Annotated in this window: 18 protein-coding genes; 13 read left to right on the plus strand and 5 right to left on the minus strand. The window is 59.2% G+C overall.

Annotation, left to right across the window (positions count from 1 at the left end; genetic code table 11):
- Nucleotides 1–41: 41 nt before the first annotated feature.
- Both C4S63_RS01415 and C4S63_RS01420 read right to left on the minus strand, forming a co-directional pair.
- Nucleotides 42–602, minus strand: coding sequence for an HNH endonuclease (locus C4S63_RS01415; RefSeq protein WP_062817011.1), 561 nt, complete (start codon nucleotides 600–602; stop codon nucleotides 42–44).
- Between the two features lie 311 nt (nucleotides 603–913).
- Nucleotides 914–1492, minus strand: coding sequence for a DUF3047 domain-containing protein (locus C4S63_RS01420; RefSeq protein ID WP_234999906.1), 579 nt, complete (start codon nucleotides 1490–1492; stop codon nucleotides 914–916).
- 164 nt (nucleotides 1493–1656) lie between these two features.
- Between C4S63_RS01420 and C4S63_RS01425 the strand changes: the two genes are divergently transcribed.
- The 3 genes from C4S63_RS01425 (at nucleotide 1657) to C4S63_RS01435 (ending at nucleotide 7186) form a co-directional block, all read left to right on the plus strand.
- The gene (locus C4S63_RS01425) at nucleotides 1657–3252 is read left to right on the plus strand and encodes a GMC family oxidoreductase (protein ID WP_062817010.1); all 1596 of its coding nucleotides are present in this window, start codon (nucleotides 1657–1659) and stop codon (nucleotides 3250–3252) included.
- 398 nt (nucleotides 3253–3650) lie between these two features.
- Nucleotides 3651–5309: a hypothetical protein gene (locus tag C4S63_RS01430; protein WP_103916486.1), complete on the plus strand. Its 1659-nt coding sequence runs from the start codon at nucleotides 3651–3653 to the stop codon at nucleotides 5307–5309.
- Between the two features lie 221 nt (nucleotides 5310–5530).
- The gene (locus tag C4S63_RS01435; protein WP_103916487.1) at nucleotides 5531–7186 is read left to right on the plus strand and encodes a DEAD/DEAH box helicase; all 1656 of its coding nucleotides are present in this window, start codon (nucleotides 5531–5533) and stop codon (nucleotides 7184–7186) included.
- A 93-nt stretch (nucleotides 7187–7279) separates the two neighbouring features.
- Here the strand turns inward: C4S63_RS01435 and C4S63_RS01440 are convergent, their stop codons facing one another.
- Nucleotides 7280–7495, minus strand: coding sequence for a dodecin (locus C4S63_RS01440; protein ID WP_062817007.1), 216 nt, complete (start codon nucleotides 7493–7495; stop codon nucleotides 7280–7282).
- Between the two features lie 174 nt (nucleotides 7496–7669).
- On the opposite strand from C4S63_RS01440, the gene C4S63_RS01445 reads away from it, so the two are divergent.
- From C4S63_RS01445 to C4S63_RS01455, 3 genes are all read left to right on the plus strand, one after another.
- On the plus strand, nucleotides 7670–8185 hold the full coding sequence (locus C4S63_RS01445; protein WP_062817006.1) for an Hsp20/alpha crystallin family protein: 516 nt from the start codon (nucleotides 7670–7672) through the stop codon (nucleotides 8183–8185).
- Between the two features lie 191 nt (nucleotides 8186–8376).
- Nucleotides 8377–9129 carry a subclass B1 metallo-beta-lactamase gene (gene bla, locus C4S63_RS01450; RefSeq protein WP_063508212.1) on the plus strand — a complete coding sequence of 251 codons (753 nt, stop codon included), beginning with the start codon at nucleotides 8377–8379 and terminating at the stop codon, nucleotides 9127–9129.
- 16 nt (nucleotides 9130–9145) lie between these two features.
- On the plus strand, nucleotides 9146–9526 hold the full coding sequence (locus C4S63_RS01455) for a hypothetical protein (RefSeq protein ID WP_062817004.1): 381 nt from the start codon (nucleotides 9146–9148) through the stop codon (nucleotides 9524–9526).
- A 3-nt stretch (nucleotides 9527–9529) separates the two neighbouring features.
- Here the strand turns inward: C4S63_RS01455 and C4S63_RS01460 are convergent, their stop codons facing one another.
- The gene (locus C4S63_RS01460; RefSeq protein WP_103916489.1) at nucleotides 9530–10246 is read right to left on the minus strand and encodes a nitroreductase; all 717 of its coding nucleotides are present in this window, start codon (nucleotides 10244–10246) and stop codon (nucleotides 9530–9532) included.
- Between the two features lie 52 nt (nucleotides 10247–10298).
- On the opposite strand from C4S63_RS01460, the gene C4S63_RS01465 reads away from it, so the two are divergent.
- From C4S63_RS01465 to C4S63_RS01490, 6 genes are all read left to right on the plus strand, one after another.
- Nucleotides 10299–10817 (plus strand): DUF1643 domain-containing protein, encoded by a 519-nt coding sequence (locus tag C4S63_RS01465; protein ID WP_062817002.1) that lies wholly within the window; start codon nucleotides 10299–10301, stop codon nucleotides 10815–10817.
- Between the two features lie 89 nt (nucleotides 10818–10906).
- Complete coding sequence (locus tag C4S63_RS01470; protein ID WP_231874221.1) at nucleotides 10907–11359, plus strand: DUF3429 domain-containing protein; 453 nt, start codon at nucleotides 10907–10909, stop codon at nucleotides 11357–11359.
- 113 nt (nucleotides 11360–11472) lie between these two features.
- Nucleotides 11473–13800: a fatty acid cis/trans isomerase gene (locus C4S63_RS01475; protein ID WP_103916490.1), complete on the plus strand. Its 2328-nt coding sequence runs from the start codon at nucleotides 11473–11475 to the stop codon at nucleotides 13798–13800.
- A 544-nt stretch (nucleotides 13801–14344) separates the two neighbouring features.
- Complete coding sequence (locus C4S63_RS01480; RefSeq protein WP_062816999.1) at nucleotides 14345–15652, plus strand: acyl-CoA dehydrogenase family protein; 1308 nt, start codon at nucleotides 14345–14347, stop codon at nucleotides 15650–15652.
- 14 nt (nucleotides 15653–15666) lie between these two features.
- Nucleotides 15667–16872, plus strand: a complete 1206-nt coding sequence (locus tag C4S63_RS01485; protein ID WP_062816998.1) for an acyl-CoA dehydrogenase family protein — start codon at nucleotides 15667–15669, stop codon at nucleotides 16870–16872.
- A 349-nt stretch (nucleotides 16873–17221) separates the two neighbouring features.
- Nucleotides 17222–17554 (plus strand): hypothetical protein, encoded by a 333-nt coding sequence (locus C4S63_RS01490; RefSeq protein WP_062816997.1) that lies wholly within the window; start codon nucleotides 17222–17224, stop codon nucleotides 17552–17554.
- A gap of 82 nt (nucleotides 17555–17636) precedes the next feature.
- On the opposite strand, the gene C4S63_RS01495 is transcribed toward C4S63_RS01490, so the two are convergent.
- A complete protein-coding gene (locus tag C4S63_RS01495; RefSeq protein ID WP_062816996.1) occupies nucleotides 17637–18023 on the minus strand; it encodes a DoxX family protein in 387 nt (128 codons plus the stop codon).
- Between the two features lie 152 nt (nucleotides 18024–18175).
- Here C4S63_RS01495 and C4S63_RS01500 point away from each other — a divergent pair, with 152 nt between their 5' ends.
- Nucleotides 18176–19195, plus strand: coding sequence for a zinc-binding dehydrogenase (locus C4S63_RS01500; RefSeq protein WP_062816995.1), 1020 nt, complete (start codon nucleotides 18176–18178; stop codon nucleotides 19193–19195).
- Nucleotides 19196–19230 lie beyond the last annotated feature (35 nt).

The raw sequence follows: 19230 nt of genomic DNA on the forward strand, positions 1-19230 counted from the left end.
CCCAAATACGACAAAAAGGGCATTTATGTAAAATTTACGTGTTACAACAACCGACTATTCTTGCCAAACTGGCTGCGTAAAAACGCCATCTGGTCACCACGGATACGGTGGCTGTTAATCAATGCCAGGTATTCGGCCATGTTGGGCACATAGGGCAATGCCAGCAAATCCATATCGATGTCTTCCAGAGAGCGGCTGCCCTTGCGCTGGTTACAGCGTCGGCAGGCGGAGACCACATTGGACCAGCGATCCCGCCCCCCTTTCGAAGTGGGAACAATATGATCACGGGTAAGCGCGTGCTCCGGGAAAGGCTTACCGCAATAGAGACAAAGATGCTGATCGCGCCGGAACAGGGCCCGGTTAGTCAGCGGAGGGGCCGGGCGCTTGTGGGGATAGGCCACGCCGTCGCAGGCAATGATGGAATGCAGTGACAGACCGGAACGTTCCCCGGACAGGCGACAGGTCCCGCCGCGCAGACGATAGATCACATCCCCCAGCGTCCAGGTCACCAACCCCCGGGCGTAGAGGGTGGCAGCCATCTGCCAATCCAGCCATTCAACGGGGGTCCCGGTCTTGTCCAGACGCAGAATGCGCTCACTCATGGGCTACCTCACGATCAGTGCTGTACCCCCAGTGGGTACAACGGCCCCGTCCAGGTTTGGCACTAGCATGCCAACGCTCGGGTCAGTATCTCGTAAACCAGTGACGATTCTGCGACAGCGGGAAAAGGAGGCAGAGAGGCAGGCAGACTGGGTCTGCCCGGGAAAGTCCGAATTGCCTCTATCGACAGGATCCACACAGCCGTGGTGCCTTTACCCGGTTATCTCTGATCAAACGACCGTGGCCGACTGATCACAGACACCGGATTGCACAAATAATAAACAGAGGGATGTGCGTATCGCAACCGTGGGGCTCAGGGTGTGCTGCGAAATTCCGGCAACCGGTAGCAACTGCTTACCTGCGTGTTGGTGTTATCCCCGTCGGTCATGATGGCCACCGCATCGACCGTATCCACCTCCAGATCATGAAAGCGACGAAAATCCTCACGCACGTTCCGGGAAAAGGATTGCCAGCTGCCGGCACCACCCGGTCCTTGCACCACCACCATCATTGCCTGGGAAGCAAAAGGGTTGGGCCAGGATGTCCCTGGCGCCTGCTGCCGGGACCACACATAGTTGATGGCCCGGGTCTGCCAGGGCAGCCAGCCCTTTTTCACCACGTAGACTCGTGCCTGAAAATCGTCGCCAACCCGGCTCTTCTCGTCCACCGCCGGCCAATCGGCCATGCGCTCCGCACGCCATTGCCAGTGCAGATGGGGCGTGCGGGTCAGGTCCACGGTATGCTCGTGCACCAGCCCTGACGCCGTACCCCGGGCCCGACTCTGCCAGCATCCTTGCTCAAGGCGGTATTGGGTCTTGCCGTCAAAGACCACTTCCCGCCACCCCTCCAGTCCTGCAGAACTGGCCGCGGAGGGCAGCAAAGCCAAAGACAAAAGACACAGCGCTGGTATACATTGGACCAACGGGTCACAAACAGGTCTCGTTTTCATGGCTGCGTTTCCTAAAATAGACAATCTGTTTACGACTATTTTCTCCTCCTGCTGAGAGGAGCTTTCACCGGATTTTCCTGTCTCAACCCAAGCTCAAGGCAGACATCATGCAGTTTGATTACATTATCGTCGGCGCCGGTTCCGCCGGCTGCGTACTCGCCAACCGTCTCTCCGAAAACCCCAATAACCGTGTTTGCCTGCTGGAAGCGGGCCCGGCAGACAACAGTCTCTTTATTCGCATTCCTGCCGGCATCATTCTGATGATGCGTTCCAACGCGCGTAACTGGCGTTACTACACGGTACCCCAGAAAGCCTTGAACAACCGCCAGATCTACATCCCGCGGGGCAAGACCCTGGGTGGCTCTTCAGCGGTGAATGCCATGTGCTACACCCGCGGCCACAAGTGGGATTATGACCACTGGGCATCACTGGGGAATGAAGGCTGGAGCTTTGACGATGTCCTGCCGGTGTTCAAACGCTGCGAACACTATGAGCCCGGGGAGAGCGAATTCCACGGCACCCACGGCAAGCTCAACATTGCCGACCTGCGTTTCACCCATCCTGTCAGCCGGGCCTTTATCGAAGCCGGCGTCCAGGCGGGCCACCCCGCCACGGATGACTTCAACAACGATGTCCAGGAAGGCATGGGCATGTACAAGGTGAATCAGAAGGACGGGGAGCGTTGTGGCGTCTCCCGCGCCTATCTGCACCCGGTCATGGACCGGCCCAACCTGACCATCATGACCGGCGCCCTGGTAAACCGGGTTCTGTTCGACGGCAAGCGTGCCATCGGCGTGGAAGTGGAACACAACGGCCAGATCCGCACTCTCAAGGCCGACAATGAAGTGATTCTCTCCGGCGGTGCCATCAACTCCCCACAGATTCTCAAGCTCTCCGGCGTGGGCCCGGCGGCGGAACTGGCCGAGCACAACATCCCGCTGGTGCACGAACTTCCTGGCGTGGGCGAAAACCTGCAGGATCATCCGGACGCCCTGGTGGTCCACAAGAGCTTGCGCAAGGACACCCTGAGCCTGGCGCCGGGCGCCCTGCTCACTACCGGCCTGAAAGGCTTTATCGATTTCTTCTACCGTCGCACCGGACAGCTTACCTCCAACGTGGCAGAGGCCGGCGGCTTCATCAAATCCCGTCCGGAAGAAACGATCCCGGATCTGCAGCTGCACCTGACCGCCGCCAAACTGGATAACCACGGCCTCAACCTGCTATTCAGCATGGGCTATGGCTATTCCGGCCACGTCTGCATTTTGCGTCCCAAGAGCCGGGGCAACATCACCCTTCGCGATGCCAATCCGCGCTCCCCGGCCCTGATCGATCCGCGCTTCCTGGAACACCCGGATGACATGGAAGGCATGGTCCGTGGCGTCAAGGCCATGCGCAAGATCATGGCCCAGGATGCGCTCAACGACTGGCGTGGTGATGAAATCTTCCCCGGCAACGATGTGGAAAGCGACGAGGACATCCGTAACTTCCTGCGCCAGAAATGCGACAACATCTATCACCCGGTGGGTACCTGCAAGATGGGCAACGACGACATGGCGGTGGTCGACAGTCAGTTGCGCGTGCACGGCCTGGAAGGCCTGCGCGTCATCGATGCTTCCATCATGCCCACCCTGATCGGCGGTAACACCAATGCGCCGACGGTGATGATTGCCGAGAAAGGGGCTGACGCCATTCTCGGGGAGTAACCGCTGCAAGCCTCAAGCTACAACGCGGGCCGGGCCGTGCTAATCACATAGCGCCCTGCCCGCGTTTTTTTGTGGTAGGTTGCCCAGCCCCTCGCCGTTGGAGCCATGCTCGCATGGCGAATAGGTTCGCAGGTTGCTCCAGATTGGGGAGAAATGCACAGACCTGTCGAGCCCTGAGATTCCTGATCGCCCAGCGGGCGATTTCCGCGCAAGCGCGGTTCGCGGCTCAAGCTCCGCTCCTGCAGAGGCTTCGTAGCAATGCCAGGGTCTCGGGAATTTCCCAACCTTTGCCTATCCAAATAGCCTGGCTTTGTAGCTTTCGACTTTTCACCTTCCTGTCATCTTTCTTTTACACACTGGCTCTTTTCGAATATCGCCTGATCCGATTGGGGGGATTTATGGTGGATGAAGTATCGTCTCCGCGTGCACAGCTTGTGGAATTGCTGTGGCAGCTGAAGCAAAATTTTGATCAGGAAAACGACAGCAGCCTGCGGTTTGTTCATTTCAATACGCTTCTCAACGACCCGGCGTATCGTGCTGAAGTGATTCAGCGGGCGGTCAATAGCGAGAACAAAAAAATCCGTAACCTGGGTCTGAAACTGCAGGATGCCAACCGCGACGGCATGCTGCTACACAAGCGCCCGTCAGCTCCCGGCTCCTCGCTGCCCATCACCAACCCGGACATCGCCGAAACCCTCGGCCATTCCTCCCTTGCCAGCAGCCGCAACGCAGGATTTCACTGGATGTACGCCTGGCTGGGACTGGCTGCGATCATGCTTGGCGTGATCGGCTACTTTGCCTATCAACCTTTGCACCAGATGATTGCCGGCAAACAGGTGGTAAAAGGCGCTTTACTGGGTAACCAGACATGGCATGCCGGCACCACCTGGATTCTGGATGGCATCGTCTATGTGGAAGCCGGTGCCAGCCTGACCATCGAACCCGGTACCCGTATCGAGGGCCGACCCGGTTCTGCCCTGGTGATTACCCGCGGCGCGACCCTGTTTTCCCGGGGCCAGGAGACGGCTCCCATCGTCTTTACCAGCCATCAGCCTGAGGGGAGCCGTTCAACCGGCGACTGGGGGGGTGTGGTCATGCTGGGAAGCGCGCCGGTGAACAGGGCCGACGCACAGATCGAAGGGGTACCCCACGGGGATACCCGGGGCGCCTTCGGCGGAAGCGATGCCGGCTCGTCCTGCGGCATCATGGAATATACCCGCATCGAATTCGCCGGCTTCGAGGTATATGCCAACAACGAGCTCAATGGACTCACCCTGGGCGGCTGCGGTGATGGCACCATTGTTCGCCATGTCCAGGTAAATCGCGCCCTGGACGACGGCATCGAAGTGTTTGGCGGCACCGTGGACTTGCAGAACATCGTCATCACCGGTGCCGGCGACGATTCCCTGGACTGGGATATGGGATGGCGTGGCCGGGTGCAGTTTCTCGCCATTCAGCAACATGCGGATACCGGCGATAATGCCTTTGAGGGGGACAACCAGTCCGGCAACCCGGATGCGTCTCCTGTTTCTGCCCCGACCATGTACAACGTGACACTGATCAGTCCCCGTAGCCACGAAAAATACCACCGTGCCATGACACTCAAGGCTGGCTCCGGCGGGCATTTCCACAACATCATCATCGATGGCTTTTCCGGTGAAACCATCGACCTGAAAGGCACGGAAACCGTAGCCCGCATTGAGCAGGGAGAATTGAGTTTCCAGAGCATGATGGTTAACCGGGTGGGCAGTCGCGGGCTGACCTTCTTTGACCCGGAAACCGGTGACAACGACGATGATGGTGATTTTGACGAGCGCCGTTACTTCCAGAGCAGCGCCGTGGCCGCCCAGTTTGGCACCGACCCGCTGTTGACCCGTGACGCCACCAGCGCCTCCCACCCGGACTTCGCCCCCACCTCCCGGTCTCCGGCCCGCAACGGCGCCAGCCCCATTCCCCAGGGAGAATTCTGGGACGAAGCCGCCAATTATCTGGGGGCAGTACGCCCCGGCAGCGTACAGAACTGGACCGACGGCTGGACCGCCTATCCGCTGAACTAGGAAAGTCTCTGAAAATTTCGTGGGAGCCATGCTCGCCATGGCGAAAAGCCTCAGCAACATCGAGCATGTTCGCCATGCAAGCGTGGCTCCTACAGGGAGACGGGGCGCCAGGGCCACCAGCCTCATTGGCGAAAAAACGTGCAATAACCCCTGTACACGCGTATACTGCCGCGTCCTCGCCGACGCTCGCTCGGCCCCTCCTCCCAATCCATAGGTAACACATGTCAGATTCCCGTTCCGGGTTCGCCGATTTAGGCCTGCCCGAGGTATTGCTCGCTGCGATTGCCCGCCAGGGCTTCCAGGAGCCGTCGCCGATTCAGGCGCAAGCCATCCCGCTGTTGCTCGATGGTCACGACCTGCTGGGCCAGGCACAAACTGGCACAGGTAAAACCGCCGCTTTCGCCCTGCCACTGCTGGCACGGCTGGATGCATCCCTGCGTCAACCACAAATGCTCATTCTTGCCCCCACTCGCGAACTCGCTATCCAGGTGGCCAAAGCCTGCGAAGAGTTTGCCCAGGGCATCAAAGGACTCAAGGTACTGCCGATTTATGGCGGCGGTGAATACCGTACGCAGCTCAAGGGCCTGCGTGACGGCGCCCAGGTGATTGTCGGTACCCCCGGACGTGTCATGGACCACATCGAACGTGGCTCCCTGAACCTGACCAACCTGCAGGCACTGGTACTCGACGAAGCAGATGAAATGCTCCGCATGGGCTTTATCGACGATGTGAAATGGGTACTTGAACGGACCCCGGACGACTGCCAGCTGGCATTGTTCTCCGCCACCATGCCACCGGTGATTCGCAAGGTGGCCGATCAGCATCTGAAGAACCCCAAGCTGGTACGCATCGACAATGGCGGCGCCACCACCGGCACCAGCATTCGCCAGCGTTTCTGGCCGGTCGCCGGGCTGAACAAACTGGATGCCCTGTGCCGCATTCTGGAAGCCGAAGAGCACGATGCCGTGATCGTCTTTGTGCGAACCAAACAGGCAACCCTGGAACTGGCGGATCAATTGAACCGTCGCAATTTGCGCGCCGAAGCCCTTAACGGCGACATTCCGCAGCAACAGCGAGAAAAAACCGTTCAACGGCTGAAAGACAAGCGTTTTGACCTGCTGATTGCCACCGATGTGGTGGCCCGGGGCCTGGACGTTCCGCGCATCACCCATGTGGTGAACTACGACATGCCCGGTGACCCGGAAGCCTACGTACACCGTATCGGCCGTACCGGCCGCGCCGGTCGCGAGGGTGACGCGATCCTGTTCGTTTCCCGTCGTGAGCAGCACGTGCTGCGTCAGATCGAGCGCACCACCCGCCAGAGCATCGAAAAGATGACCCTGCCGTCCGTGGACGACCTGAACGCCAAGCGCATTGCCCGTTTCCAGGAGCAGCTCACCACCGTACTGGAAGGCAGCGGCCTGGACGAAACCCGCGCTCTGGTCAATCAGCTACGCGACAGCATGGATGTCAGTGACAAAGACATGGCCACTGCGTTGGCGGTGATGATGTTCAAACGTGAACCGCTGATTCTGAAAGAACCGAAAATGATCAAGGAAACCCGCTCCCGTCGCGAACCGGCCCACGCTGCCGGCGGCCGCCGCGAGGATCGTGCCCCCCGTGGCAACAGGGGCAAAAGCGACAAGACCATGCGCCGCTACCGGATTCAGGTCGGCCATGACCACGGCGTCAAGCCGGGCAACATTGTTGGTGCCATCGCCAACGAAGCCAAACTGCCCAGCCGCCTGATCGGCCCGATCAAGATCCACCAGGACCACAGCACCGTGGAATTGCCGGAAGACCTGTCTCCCCGCCAGCTCCACGTGATCCGCACCGCGCGGGTCTGCCAGCGTTCTCTGGATCTGGAAGCGGTTTAAAACCGTCGCGAGGACCGAGTTGAAAGAAGCGAAAACAGTCTCCAACGGATTGCTGTTCTTCGTTTCTCGAAACTCGCTCCTCGCAACGCGTTATCAAGACCCGGAAATCCGGAAGCCCACCTTCAAACTCACCTGATAATGCCCCACCTTGCCATCCACGATATGGCCGCGGGTTTCGGTCACTTCGAACCAGTCCATCATTTTCAGGCTTTCCCTGGCAGTGGCCAGAGCGTTGTCGATGGCATCCTCAATGCCGGTTTTCGATGAGCCAACCAGTTCCACTTTCTTGTAAACGTGATGATCGGACATTTCGCTCTCCTTTTCTGTCCTCGGTCACTTCATCTGTGACACTCAAGAACCGGGATTACAAGGGTCACCTCCATGACATTGTTTAAAGATTAATCAAAAAACCATTGAAACCGGGGCGCACTTCCCTCAAAACAGACAGGGAAAGCACTTTCCTTTCGAGAAGGAGGTCATGCGATGGATATGCACAAAATGACGCCCTGGAACTGGTTGCGCCAGGAAAGCAGCCGGGAACGGCCGTTGCCGCAACGTCAACCTCGCCATCCGCTGTTGCGTTGGGAACGAGAGTTCGACAACTGGTTTGAACAGATGCTGGGTGATATGGCCTGGACGACGCCAGCGCCCCACGCCGAACCCAGCATCCCGTTTCGTCCCAACCTGGACATTCTTGAGCGCGATGATCATTACCTGATTACCGCAGAACTCCCGGGTGTGGAAAAAAAGGATCTGCGCATCACGCTTCATCAGGACGCCCTGACCATTGCTGGTGAAAAGCAGGAGGCACTGAGCTCGGAGCGGGATGGCTATCACTACAGCGAACGCCGTTTCGGCCAGTTCCAGCGCCTGCTCAATCTACCCACCGATGCGGATGGTGAGGCCATGGAAGCGGTGTTCCACAATGGCGTGCTGTCGCTAACCATTCCCCGCCACGAACACCATGGACAAGCCAGCAAGACCATCGAGATTCATTAAGACAGGGCAACCATGACTTCCCGTAGGGTGCACTGAGCCTAAGCGAACTGCACCATCGGGCGTTGGATTGGTGCAGTTCGCTTAGGCTCAGTGCACCCTACGGAAATGAAAAACTCTTTCCCGGTGCCAACCCTGTCACACGGCCGATCGTAAACCGTCGTACCATGGACTTCCTGATCCGGAGGTTCGTGATGCGCATCGTTGTTGCCCTGCTGGTATTGTTCTCCCTGCCTTTGCACGCAGATGAAATCCGACTCAGCGATGATCTGCAGGTCTACCCGCTGACCCAACACACCTGGGTGCACCGTTCCTGGGAAGTCATTCAGGGTCAGCGCTACCCCTCCAACGGACTGATTATCGTCGAAGAGAACGCCCTCACCCTGATCGACACCGCCTGGGGAGACGCCCCCACGGCGTTGTTGCTGGACTGGATCGAACAGCAGTTCGGCAAGGTGCCGGATCGGGCCATCCTCACTCACTCCCATGACGACCGCATGGGCGGCGCCAGAACGCTGGCGGAACGGGGGATTCCCGCCTGGGCGCATCCAGCCACTCTGGCCCTCGCCCGCAACGATCCCGATACCTTTTACGATCCGGACATTCCCCTGCCCCGGCTCCTCAAGGCTTTCACGGAGCAATCACGGATCACGTTCGCTAATCTGGAACTCTATTACCCGGGCCCGGCGCACAGCCCTGACAACATCCTTGTCTGGTATGCCCGCGATGAGGTATTGATCGGCGGGTGCGCTGTAAAGGGAGGCTCGGCCACTGCTATCGGCCACGTGGAAGGCTCGGACGCCAGCCACTGGCCTGTTGCCATGGACAATGTGTTGGCTCACTACGGTGATGCCAGTATCGTCGTCCCCGGCCATGGAGACATCGGCGATGCCAGCTTGCTTACCCATACTCGTAACCTGGCCGCGCGGGCTCTGGAGAATCCGTAACGCCCTGCTAACGGGGATGTTTGTCACCGCTGCCAGTTCGGCTGCCCTGGCTGACAACGATACGGTTTTGCGTTTCGACACCCCGGTGCAAATTGACGGTGAGGCCCGCTTTGATCGCGACAGCCCGCTGCAGCCCAACGCCAGCAGCTTTCGCATCCGGGAAGCCAACACGCTCAGCAGTGACAGCGGAGAACGCTGGGCCCTGGTCACCCTGGAGAACCGGGATGGAGGCAAGCGACTGCTGCAGAACAACTATCTGGTAGCAGAATTTGCCAACGGAGAGCGGCGCCACCCTACCGGCCTGGAAGGCTCCTTTGCCGCCGGGGAATCGCAACGCAAGATGGTTTTCTTTGGCTATCACCGCTTCCCCATTCTGCGTATCTTCACGGCACGCTGAGGATTATTTTTCCGGGATCAATAACGCATCAAGAGGCTGGCGGTCCGGCCGGAACTGGTTGATGCGGGTATCTGCCTCGTAACCCAGCGACAACCCGCACAGCAACTTGTAGTTGTCCGGCAACCGGAAATGCTGTTCCAGCGGCGACCGCCACAGCCCCAGCGCCCCCTGGGCACAGGAGCCCAGACCCGCATCGGTGGCCGCCAACATCAGATTCTGCAGAAAGATACCGGCATCCAGCGCACTGTAGACACCCAGACCTTCATGGATAAAGACAAACAACGCGACCGGTGCATTGAAGAAACGAAAGTTGTCACGCATCTGTTCATGGCGAGCTTGTTTGTCCTGCCGTCCGATATCCAGCAACTCATAAAGCCTGCGTCCGGTGGCCACTCGGCGGGGTTGCAGATCATCGGGATAATTCACAACCGGGCGAAAATCGCCGTCGGGAATGCCGTCCTTGCGCAACCAGGCCAGGACTTTTTTTGTCATGGGGGCTTTCTGTAGCGCCGCCAGTTTGTCAAAGCGCGGAGGCAATTCCTCTCGCAGACTCTCCAGTACCTTTCCCCGGGCAATGGCGATCTGATAAGGCTGGGTATTGGACCAGCTTGGGGCCGTGGTGGCAGCGGCAAGCAGCGCTTGCAGCTGGTCATCGCTCACCGGCTGATCGGTAAAGGCACGCACACTGTGGCGAGCCCGTATCACATCACTGAATTCCATTAACGTCTCCTGTTGCTGGTCATATCATGGCAGATGCCTACAATACGCAGCCATGACCAAGTCCGTCCCTACCCTGCAACGCAGCGCCAATTTTTCCCGTTGCCGCCAATATCGCTATGCCCTGTGGCGACACTGGGGCCCCGGGGATGATTTTTTATTGCTGATCGGTCTGAATCCGTCCACTGCCGACCATCGTCAGGATGACCCGACCATTCGCCGTTGCATGGGCTTCGCCCGGGACTGGGGCTACTCCGGCCTGTGCGTGGCCAACCTGTTTGCCTACCGGGCCACCTACCCGGAGGACCTGTTTGCCACCGACAACCCGGTGGGCCCGAAAAATGACCGATGGCTGCGCAAGCTGGCCCGTCAGGCGGACCTGGTCGTCGCAGCCTGGGGCAACCATGGCCGATTCATGAACCGTGCTCGCATCGTGTCTGATCGATTACCCGCCATGCACTGCATTCGCCTCAACGGCTCCGGAGAACCGGCCCACCCGCTTTACCTGCCCAAACATCTCACTCCCACACCCTGGAAGGTCCGCGAGCCAAGCCCCCTGAGAGCCTCTGAGTAGCGCCGCCCATACTCAGCGGTTCCCTTGTCTTCACCTTCACTCCGGGCGCAAGATAATAATCACATTCCCTAACATCATGGATGACCGCCTTGGGCCCTCATACCGTCAACAATATTCGCCGTGCACGCTGGCTCGCTTACGGTGGCTTGATTCCCTTCTACGGCCTTGCCTTACTGGCCTGGATAGAGACCTGCCGAGAGTGGGCACTGCAAGGCATCGCGGCCTATGCCGCCATCATCATTGCCTTTCTGGGTGCCGTTCACTGGGGGAGAGCCCTGCAGCAATTTGACCGCGGCAATCAGTTCCCCACCTTGCTATTCGGCATCATGCCGGCGGTACTGGGCTGGTTTGCCTTGCTGCTGCCGCTGGAGTTTTCCCTGCCCATGCTGGCTGCCGGCCTGGTTTTTGTCTGGGGCACCGAGCAGATGGTGTTCACCGAAGCCTTGCCCGACTGGTATCGCCACTTGCGACACCAACTCACCGCCGCCGCCGTGATTGCCGTTTTGATAGGCTGGGCCGCCACCATGATCCCCATGTTCTGATCCTCCCCCTCAATGCAGTTTCTCCCGCTTTTCCCGGCACCGTTTGCCGCACAAGCGTAGCCACTTCGCACCGACACAGATAGACTGATTCAAATTCACAAGGAGACGGTGATATGTCCTTGTTTCCCCGATATCGGGTCTGTCTGAGTCTGTTTGCTGCGCTTTTTTTGCTGACGCCTGTGACTGCTGCCGAGCGGCCACTCAAGTATCAGACCGATATTCAGCCTATTTTTGAAACCAAGTGTCTGGCTTGCCACGGCTGTTACGACGCTCCCTGCCAGTTGAAACTGGAAGCCCCGGAGGGGCTGGACCGGGGCGCCAGCAAGAACAAGGTCTACAATGGTGTGCGCACCGAATCCGTGCCGCCTACCCGCCTCTTTGAAGACGCATTCACCACCGCGCAATGGCGCGACAAGGGTTTCTTTTCGGTAATCGACAGCACCCACGGTATGGAGTCATCGCTGCTCTACAACATGCTCGAGCTGGGCAGAGAGCAGCGTTTTGCTGACAACGAAAAATTACCGGATGACATCGTACTGGGGCTGAAGCGAATCAACAGCTGCCCGACTCCGGCAGAATTCGACGATTACGCCGACAAGCATCCCATGGGCGGTATGCCCCTGGCCGTCACCGGCCTCACTGACCAGGAGTTTGCTACCGTCAGAGAATGGCTGAAGCAAGGCGCTCCGCTGTCTTACCAAACGTTTTCTCTGTCAGAGGATGAGCAGCGCCAGATCCTTGCCTGGGAGAAAATGCTCAACCAGCAAGACAAGCGCCATCAACTTGTGGCTCGCTGGCTCTACGAACATCTGTTCCTGGCCCACCTGTATTTCGGCAATGACAGTGACAGCAAACCGGATCATTTCTTCAAGCTGTACCGCTCCAGCACCCCTCCGGGCGAGCCGGTGAAGCCCGTTGACAGCGTGCGCCCGAATGACTTGCCCCCCGAGCACTTCTGGTACCGCCTGGCACCGGTGCGCGGTAGCCTGGTCCACAAGACACACATCACCTTTGCCCTTAACGATAAAAAACTGGCTCGCACCCGCGAACAGTTCTTTGCCGGCGACTGGGAAGTGGAAAAGCTGCCCGGCTACAGCTATGAACAACAGGCCAATCCCTTCCTGACATTTGCAGATATTCCCGCGCGAGCGCGTTATCAATTCATGCTGGATGAGGCCGAATACTTTGTGCGCACCTTTATCCGCGGTCCGGTATGCCGGGGTCAGGTGGCCACCGATGTGATACGCGACCAGTTCTGGGCCGTGTTTCAGGATCCCGATCACGACCTCTACATCACCGACGCCAATTACCGCGCCAAGGTCAGTGGTCTTCTGGGTCTGCCGGGCCAGGAAGACAATTTGCTGTCACTGGGTCCCCAGTGGCTCAAGTACAGCGAAAATCGCAATGAATACCTGAACGCCCGGCACCAGGCCTATGGCGAAAAGGACCCGCAGGGACCCACCTGGGAGAGTCTCTGGGATGGCGACGGTGAAAACCGCAACGCCCTGCTGACCATCTTCCGTCACCATGACAATGCCTCGGTGCGCAAGGGACTGATCGGGGATCTGCCCCTGACCACCTGGGTGATGGACTACCCATTGTTCGAACGCAGCTATTACAACCTGGTCGTCAACTTTAATGTCTTTGGTTCCGTCTCCCATCAGGCCCAGACCCGCCTCTACTTCGACCTGATCCGTAATGGCGCTGAACAGAATACCCTGCGTTATTTCCCTCGTGAGCTGCGCACACCGGTGGTGGAAAACTGGTACCAAAACACTGGCAAGCTGCGTCTGTATGTGAGCTACGCATCAGTGGATACCAAGCATCCCACCGGCATCCAGTACCAGACCCGTACCCCGGTGAATGAATTCAACGATGCCCTGTTGAAACGTTTTGCCGCCATCAACGCCCGTCCTGACCCGATCAATCGGTGCGATGGGGAAGACTGTCATCGCAATGATATTGCTGACTGGTTAAAAGCGCCGGAAACCGCGCTGGTGGGTATTGCTTCCACCCTGGCCCAGGACCTGAAAGCGGTGAACTTCATGCCCGAAGTCACCATGCTGCGCGTGGAAAATGACAACGGTGAGCGGGAGATCTATACCCTGATTCGCAATCGGGCCCACACCAATGTGGCCTTCATGCTGGGGGAGTCGCTGCGCTACCAGTCCCCGCTGGATAGCCTGACGATCTACCCCGGTGTTCTGGCCAGCTATCCCAACTTCATGTTCAACGTGAAAGCGAAGGAGGTAGAGGATTTCGTGTCCGCCATGCAGGCGATCAAGAAAGAAAAGGATTTCACGGCACTGACCGCCCGTTTCGGCATCCGACGAACCCATCCACAGTTCTGGACCTACTTCCACGACCTGACCCGCTACCTGGAAGAACACGAGCCTACCGAGGCCGGGGTCCTGGACATGAATCGCTACGAAAATCTGTAGAGACAGCTGCAAGCCTCAAGCCAGAAGCTGCAACGCGGGTTGGGCCGTGCTAATTGGATGCCGCCCTGCCCGCGCTCAACGGTACGACCCGGGCTGTAGGAGCGTCGCTCGCGGCGCGATTCGGCCACCAGTGCAGCCACCTTCCCCCCGTTGGAGCCATGCTCGCATGGCGAATAGGGTTATGGTGGCACCGGATCGGGATGGTTTGGATAGACCTGTCGAGCTCTGCGATTCCTGATTCCCCTCCGGGCGATTTCCGCGCGAGCGCGGTTCGCTTGCAAGCATAGGTTATTCGCTTCGCTCACCCTTCGGGCCGCACGGAACTACGTGCGTTACTCCGCTGCGCTCCGCTCCTACAGCGGCTTCGTAGAAATGATAGCCGTTACCAGCTTCCCTCCCATACCCTTCACCGCCCGTAGTTACCAGGCCTTTGGCGCCAACGTGTTGCTACTTGGCCCGACCCATCGGTCACACTGGTCAATGTGACTGAGCCCCTCCGGTCCATAATCGAGTGCAAATAGACACAACAACGAGGCGAACTCTCATGGCAAAAGATGCAGTTGGTTATGCGCTGACCGCGCTTAACCGCCTGGCCAGCTCGGAAGTGCTGGACAAGATCGGCATGCGCAAGACCGTGGAACGGCTTGCCTACACGCTCACCAAAAGCGGCTTCCAGGTGCTCACCACCACGGCCCGTACCTTCAAGTCCAGCAACCCGGGCAGCAAGCCGGAACGGCTGAATGCCCCGGGGCATACCCGCGACCTGTTCGATCTGGGTATCACCGACGAGCAGCAGATGATTCGCGACAGCGTGCAGTCCTTTGCCCGCGATGTCTTGCGTGACAAGGCCGAAGAAGCGGATGCCGCCCAGAAGACCAGCGATGAGGTGATTGCCCAGGCACTGGAACTGGGGCTCAACTATTTTGCGGTACCGGAATCCCTGGGCGGCGCAGCCACCGAGCGCTCCACCGTCACCAGCATGCTGGTGGCCGAAGATCTGGCCCACGGCGACATGGGTCAGGCCGTGGCGATCCTTGCTCCCATGGGGGTGGCCAATGCCCTGACCCAGTGGGGCACCGCGCAACAGCAGGACAAATACCTGAGCACCTTCGCGGAAGAAAGCCCGCCCAAGGCCACCATTGCCGTGTGCGAGCCTTATCCGCTGTTCGACCCCATGGCACTCAAGACCACCGCCCGCAAGGACGGTGACAGCTATGTCCTCAACGGTGAAAAGTCCCTGGTGCCGCTGGCCGCCGAAGCAGAAATCTTCCTGGTGGCCGCCCAGGCCGATGACGGCCCCGCCGTGTTCATCGTGGAAGGTGGCAGCGACGGTCTGGTGGCCGGCGATGATCCTTCCATGGGCATCCGCGCCAGCGGCCAGCGTCCGCTGAAGCTGGACAATGTGCGCGTGCCGGTGGAAAACCGCCTGGGTAACGGTGATTTCGATTACCGTGCCTTTGTGGACCTGGGCACCCTGGCCTGGTGTGCACTGGCCGTTGGAACCTGTCAGTCCGTGCTCGACTATGTGGTGCCCTATTGCAACGAGCGCACCGCCTTTGGCGAACCCATCAGTTACCGTCAGGCGGTGGCGTTCATGATTGCCGACATCGCCATCGAGCTGGATTCCATGCGCATGCTCACCTACCGCGCTGCCAGCCGTGCCGAACAGGGCAAATCCTTCCAGCGTGAGGCCCATCTGGCCCGCACCCTGGTCAAGGACAAGGCCATGAAGATCGGCACCGACGGCGTGCAATTGCTGGGCGGTCACGGCTTCACCCATGAATATCCGGTGGAGCGCTGGTACCGGGATCTGCGTGCCATAGGCGTCGCCTTCGGCGGCCTGCACCTGTAAGGAGGGAGACAACCATGAATATCGAAATTCCCAAGAAGTTCAAACCCCTGATCAACAACGCCTATCAGGTGGCCCAGAGCACCCTCCGCCCGATCTCGCGCAAGTACGACCGAGGCGAGCACGAATATCCGAAAGAGCTGGATATGCTGGCGTCGGTGCTGGATGGCTTCAACGAGGGTGATCCGGCCAACTCCGCCGGCGCCGCCACCACCGGTAGCGGCAAGGTGAAGGACGACGGCAGCGTGAAAAACGGCGCCAATATGGGCGTTTGCCTGGGTGCCATGGAAATGTGCTACGGCGATACCGGCTTCCTGCTGGCCATGCCCCGCCAGGGCCTGGGCAATGCGGCCATCGCCGCGGTGGCCAACGACGAGCAACTGGAACGCTTCAAGGGCAAGTGGGCGGCCATGGCCATCACCGAACCCAGCTGCGGCTCCGATTCCGCGGCCATTCGCACCACCGCCAAAAAGGACGGCGATCACTATGTGCTGAACGGCGAGAAGATCTATGTGACCTCCGGCTCCCGGGCCGACTGTGTGGTGGTCTGGGCGTCGCTGGATCCGAAACTGGGCCGTGCTGCCATCAAGTCCTTTGTGGTGGACTGGGGCACCCCGGGCATGGAACTGGCCCGTCTGGAGAAGAAGCTGGGCATCCGTGCTTCCGACACGGCGGCCATTAACTTCAATGACTGCCGCGTACCGGCAGAGAACCTGCTGGGCAGCCCGGAGATCGATACCAAGAAGGGCTTTGCCGGGGTCATGGAGACCTTCGACAACACCCGCCCGCTGGTTGCCGCCATGGCCATCGGCTGCGCCAAAGCTTCCCTGGAGCGCATCAAGGAACTGCTGAAGGACAGCATGACCTATGATTACGGCAAGCCGGTGGACAACTGCTCCGCGGTGGAAGCGGAAATCTATCGCATGGAAGCGGACTGGGAAGCGGCCTACTGGCTGGCCGTGAAAGCCGCCTGGATGGCCGATAACAAGAAGGCCAACACCCTGGAAGCCTCCATCTGCAAGGCCAAGGCCGGGCGCGTGGGCAATCAGATCACCCTGCGCTGCGTGGAACTGGCCGGTAGCATCGGCTACACCGAAGACGAACTGCTGGAAAAGTGGGCCCGCGACTCGAAGATTCTGGATATCTTCGAAGGCACCCAGCAAATCCAGCAACTGGTCATTGCCCGCCGGGTACTGGGATTGAGCTCCAAGGAACTGAAATAATCCCGCTCCCGGCAGTCATGCCGACCTGAAAGCCGCACCTCCGGGTGCGGCTTTTTTGTTGCGGGTCCCCGCCCTCTCCGTCCGCACTTCCATGTCTTTCCTATTACTCACCACGGCTTTTATCGGCCGAAATCCCTACTGCATAAAGAGACATAACGATGATGTTGCGGTGACATCGTCTGTGCCACCATCCAGGGAGCCTCTACAAGGAGTTATGCCGAGGCTCCCTGGTCGATGGAATGTAAAAAAACACTACACCCCGGTTACAGCTTTACTGACATTGCACAACAGGTCGGGCCAGTACGCCGCAGTAAGGTGTAGGTGTAACAATAAAAAGGAAGGGATCCCCATGTCAGCACTGAAACTGCATCTGCTCGGTGCCGGTCTTGCGGGCTGTATGTTGCTCGGTCAGACAGCACACGCCAACCAGCAACAGGCCACCGTCATTCTCAGTCAGAGTTGCGAATACATGTTGCTCAATACCCGTGGCGGCATGGTGCTGGTCAAACAACTGGACGGCACCACACCCCAGGCAGGCGACACCCTGAAAGGCAATATCGTTGCCGGCGACTTCACCAAATTACAGAACACCCGGGATCAGGCGTCCATGCAGGTCTGGGTGGATCTGGTGGATCCGCACAGCAGCAAGGCCCTGAGCCAGTACGGTCGCTACTGTACCTGAGCGTAGACTCGCCTGAACGAAAAAGGCCGCCCTGTTGAGTCGGCGGCCTTGAGACAGTGCGTGCGAAAAACTCCGCCTGCACTCAGTTCCTCACGGCGTATTTACCAGCCCCCAAAAAGAAAATGGCAACTGCGGTAAACAGGAAAAAGCCCTGTAATTCCAGCGCCCAGCCTCCGGTCTTGCTCAATGCAAACAGCTCGCCCATGTGCACCAGCACCAAAGCCACCAGCATATTGCCGGCGATCAGCACTGCGCCAATACGGGTATGCACGCCCAGGATCACCATCAACGGGGCAATAATTTCACCGATAAAAACCCCATAGGCCAGAAAGCCCGGCAGACTGTGAGACGCCAGCTCCGCTGAAATCCAGCCCACCCCATGCTGCAGCTTGCTGATACCGTGCAACAACATCAGTAACCCCAGCATCAAACGCAGCACCAACTTGCCGATATCCGGATTGTTGACCATCTTTACTCCCAGTGAAGAATTTCGTTGCCCGTCATTCAACCGGTTCGTCCGGGAAAAGAAAAGTGCCATCACCCTCAATACCATTCTCTTCATGGCCCATTGAGCTCTGCCACGCCCCGTCCCATACTTTCGCTTTTGCGGCGGAGAACGGGATGAGCACTTTTCGTTACTGGCAGACACCCCGCGCCGGCAATATGGCGCGGCTGACGCTGTATACCGGTAACCTGCCCGCCCTGGCGGACAACCATGTCCGCATCAAGGTCCATGCCGTGGGCCTGAACTTTGCCGATATCTTTGCCCTCACCGGGCTCTATTCCGCCACCCCGCAGGGCGCTTTTATCCCCGGCCTGGAGTTTGCTGGCGAGGTGCAGGAAGTCGGCCAGCAGACACAAGGGGTTGCCGTGGGCGACCGGGTCATGGGCGTCACCCGCTTCGGTGGCTATACCTCCGTCATCGACAGCGAAGCGGATTACCTGATCCCGCTGCCCCCCCAGTGGGACTATGCCCAGGGCGCCGCCTGGCCGGCACAGACCCTGACCGCCTGGTACGCCCTCACTCACCTCGGTGCCCTGCAAGCGGTCCAGCAAGTGCTGATCCACAGCGCTGCCGGTGGTGTGGGCCTGCAGGCCATGAAACTGGCACAGGCGCTGGGCGCCCGCCCCACCGGCACGGTAGGTAGCGAAGAGAAAGCGAGCTGGCTGCGGCAACAAGGGTTCGAGGATGTGCTGGTACGGGAGGCAGACTTTGCCCGGCAACTGCAACGGGATGAACGAGGCTTCGACCTGGTGCTGGATGCCATCGGCGGCAAGGTCCAGAGCGCCAGCTTCGACGCGCTCAATCCCATGGGTCGGCTGGTAGTTTTCGGTGCCGCCGAGTTCACTCCCAGCCACAACCGCCCCAACTACCTGAAAGCCGCCTGGCGCTATCTGCGCCGCCCCCGCTACGACGTGATGGAGATGATCAGCAGTAATCGCTCGGTACTGGCGTTCAACCTGATCTGGTTATGGGAACAGAAAGACAGGATGCAGGCGCTGCTGGAAGAATTGCAAACGATTGCCCTGCCACCGCCCCACGTAGGGCACCGCTTTGCCTTTGACGATGCCCATGGGGCATTGGCGCTGCTGCGCTCGGGGCAGTCGGTGGGAAAGGTGGTGCTGGAAACCGGGCAATAACGCTCTGGTGCGCGGTGCCCTCCACGGTCAGATGC

Source organism: Alcanivorax sp. DSM 26293 (assembly GCF_900107995.1).
Classification (GTDB): domain Bacteria; phylum Pseudomonadota; class Gammaproteobacteria; order Pseudomonadales; family Alcanivoracaceae; genus Alcanivorax.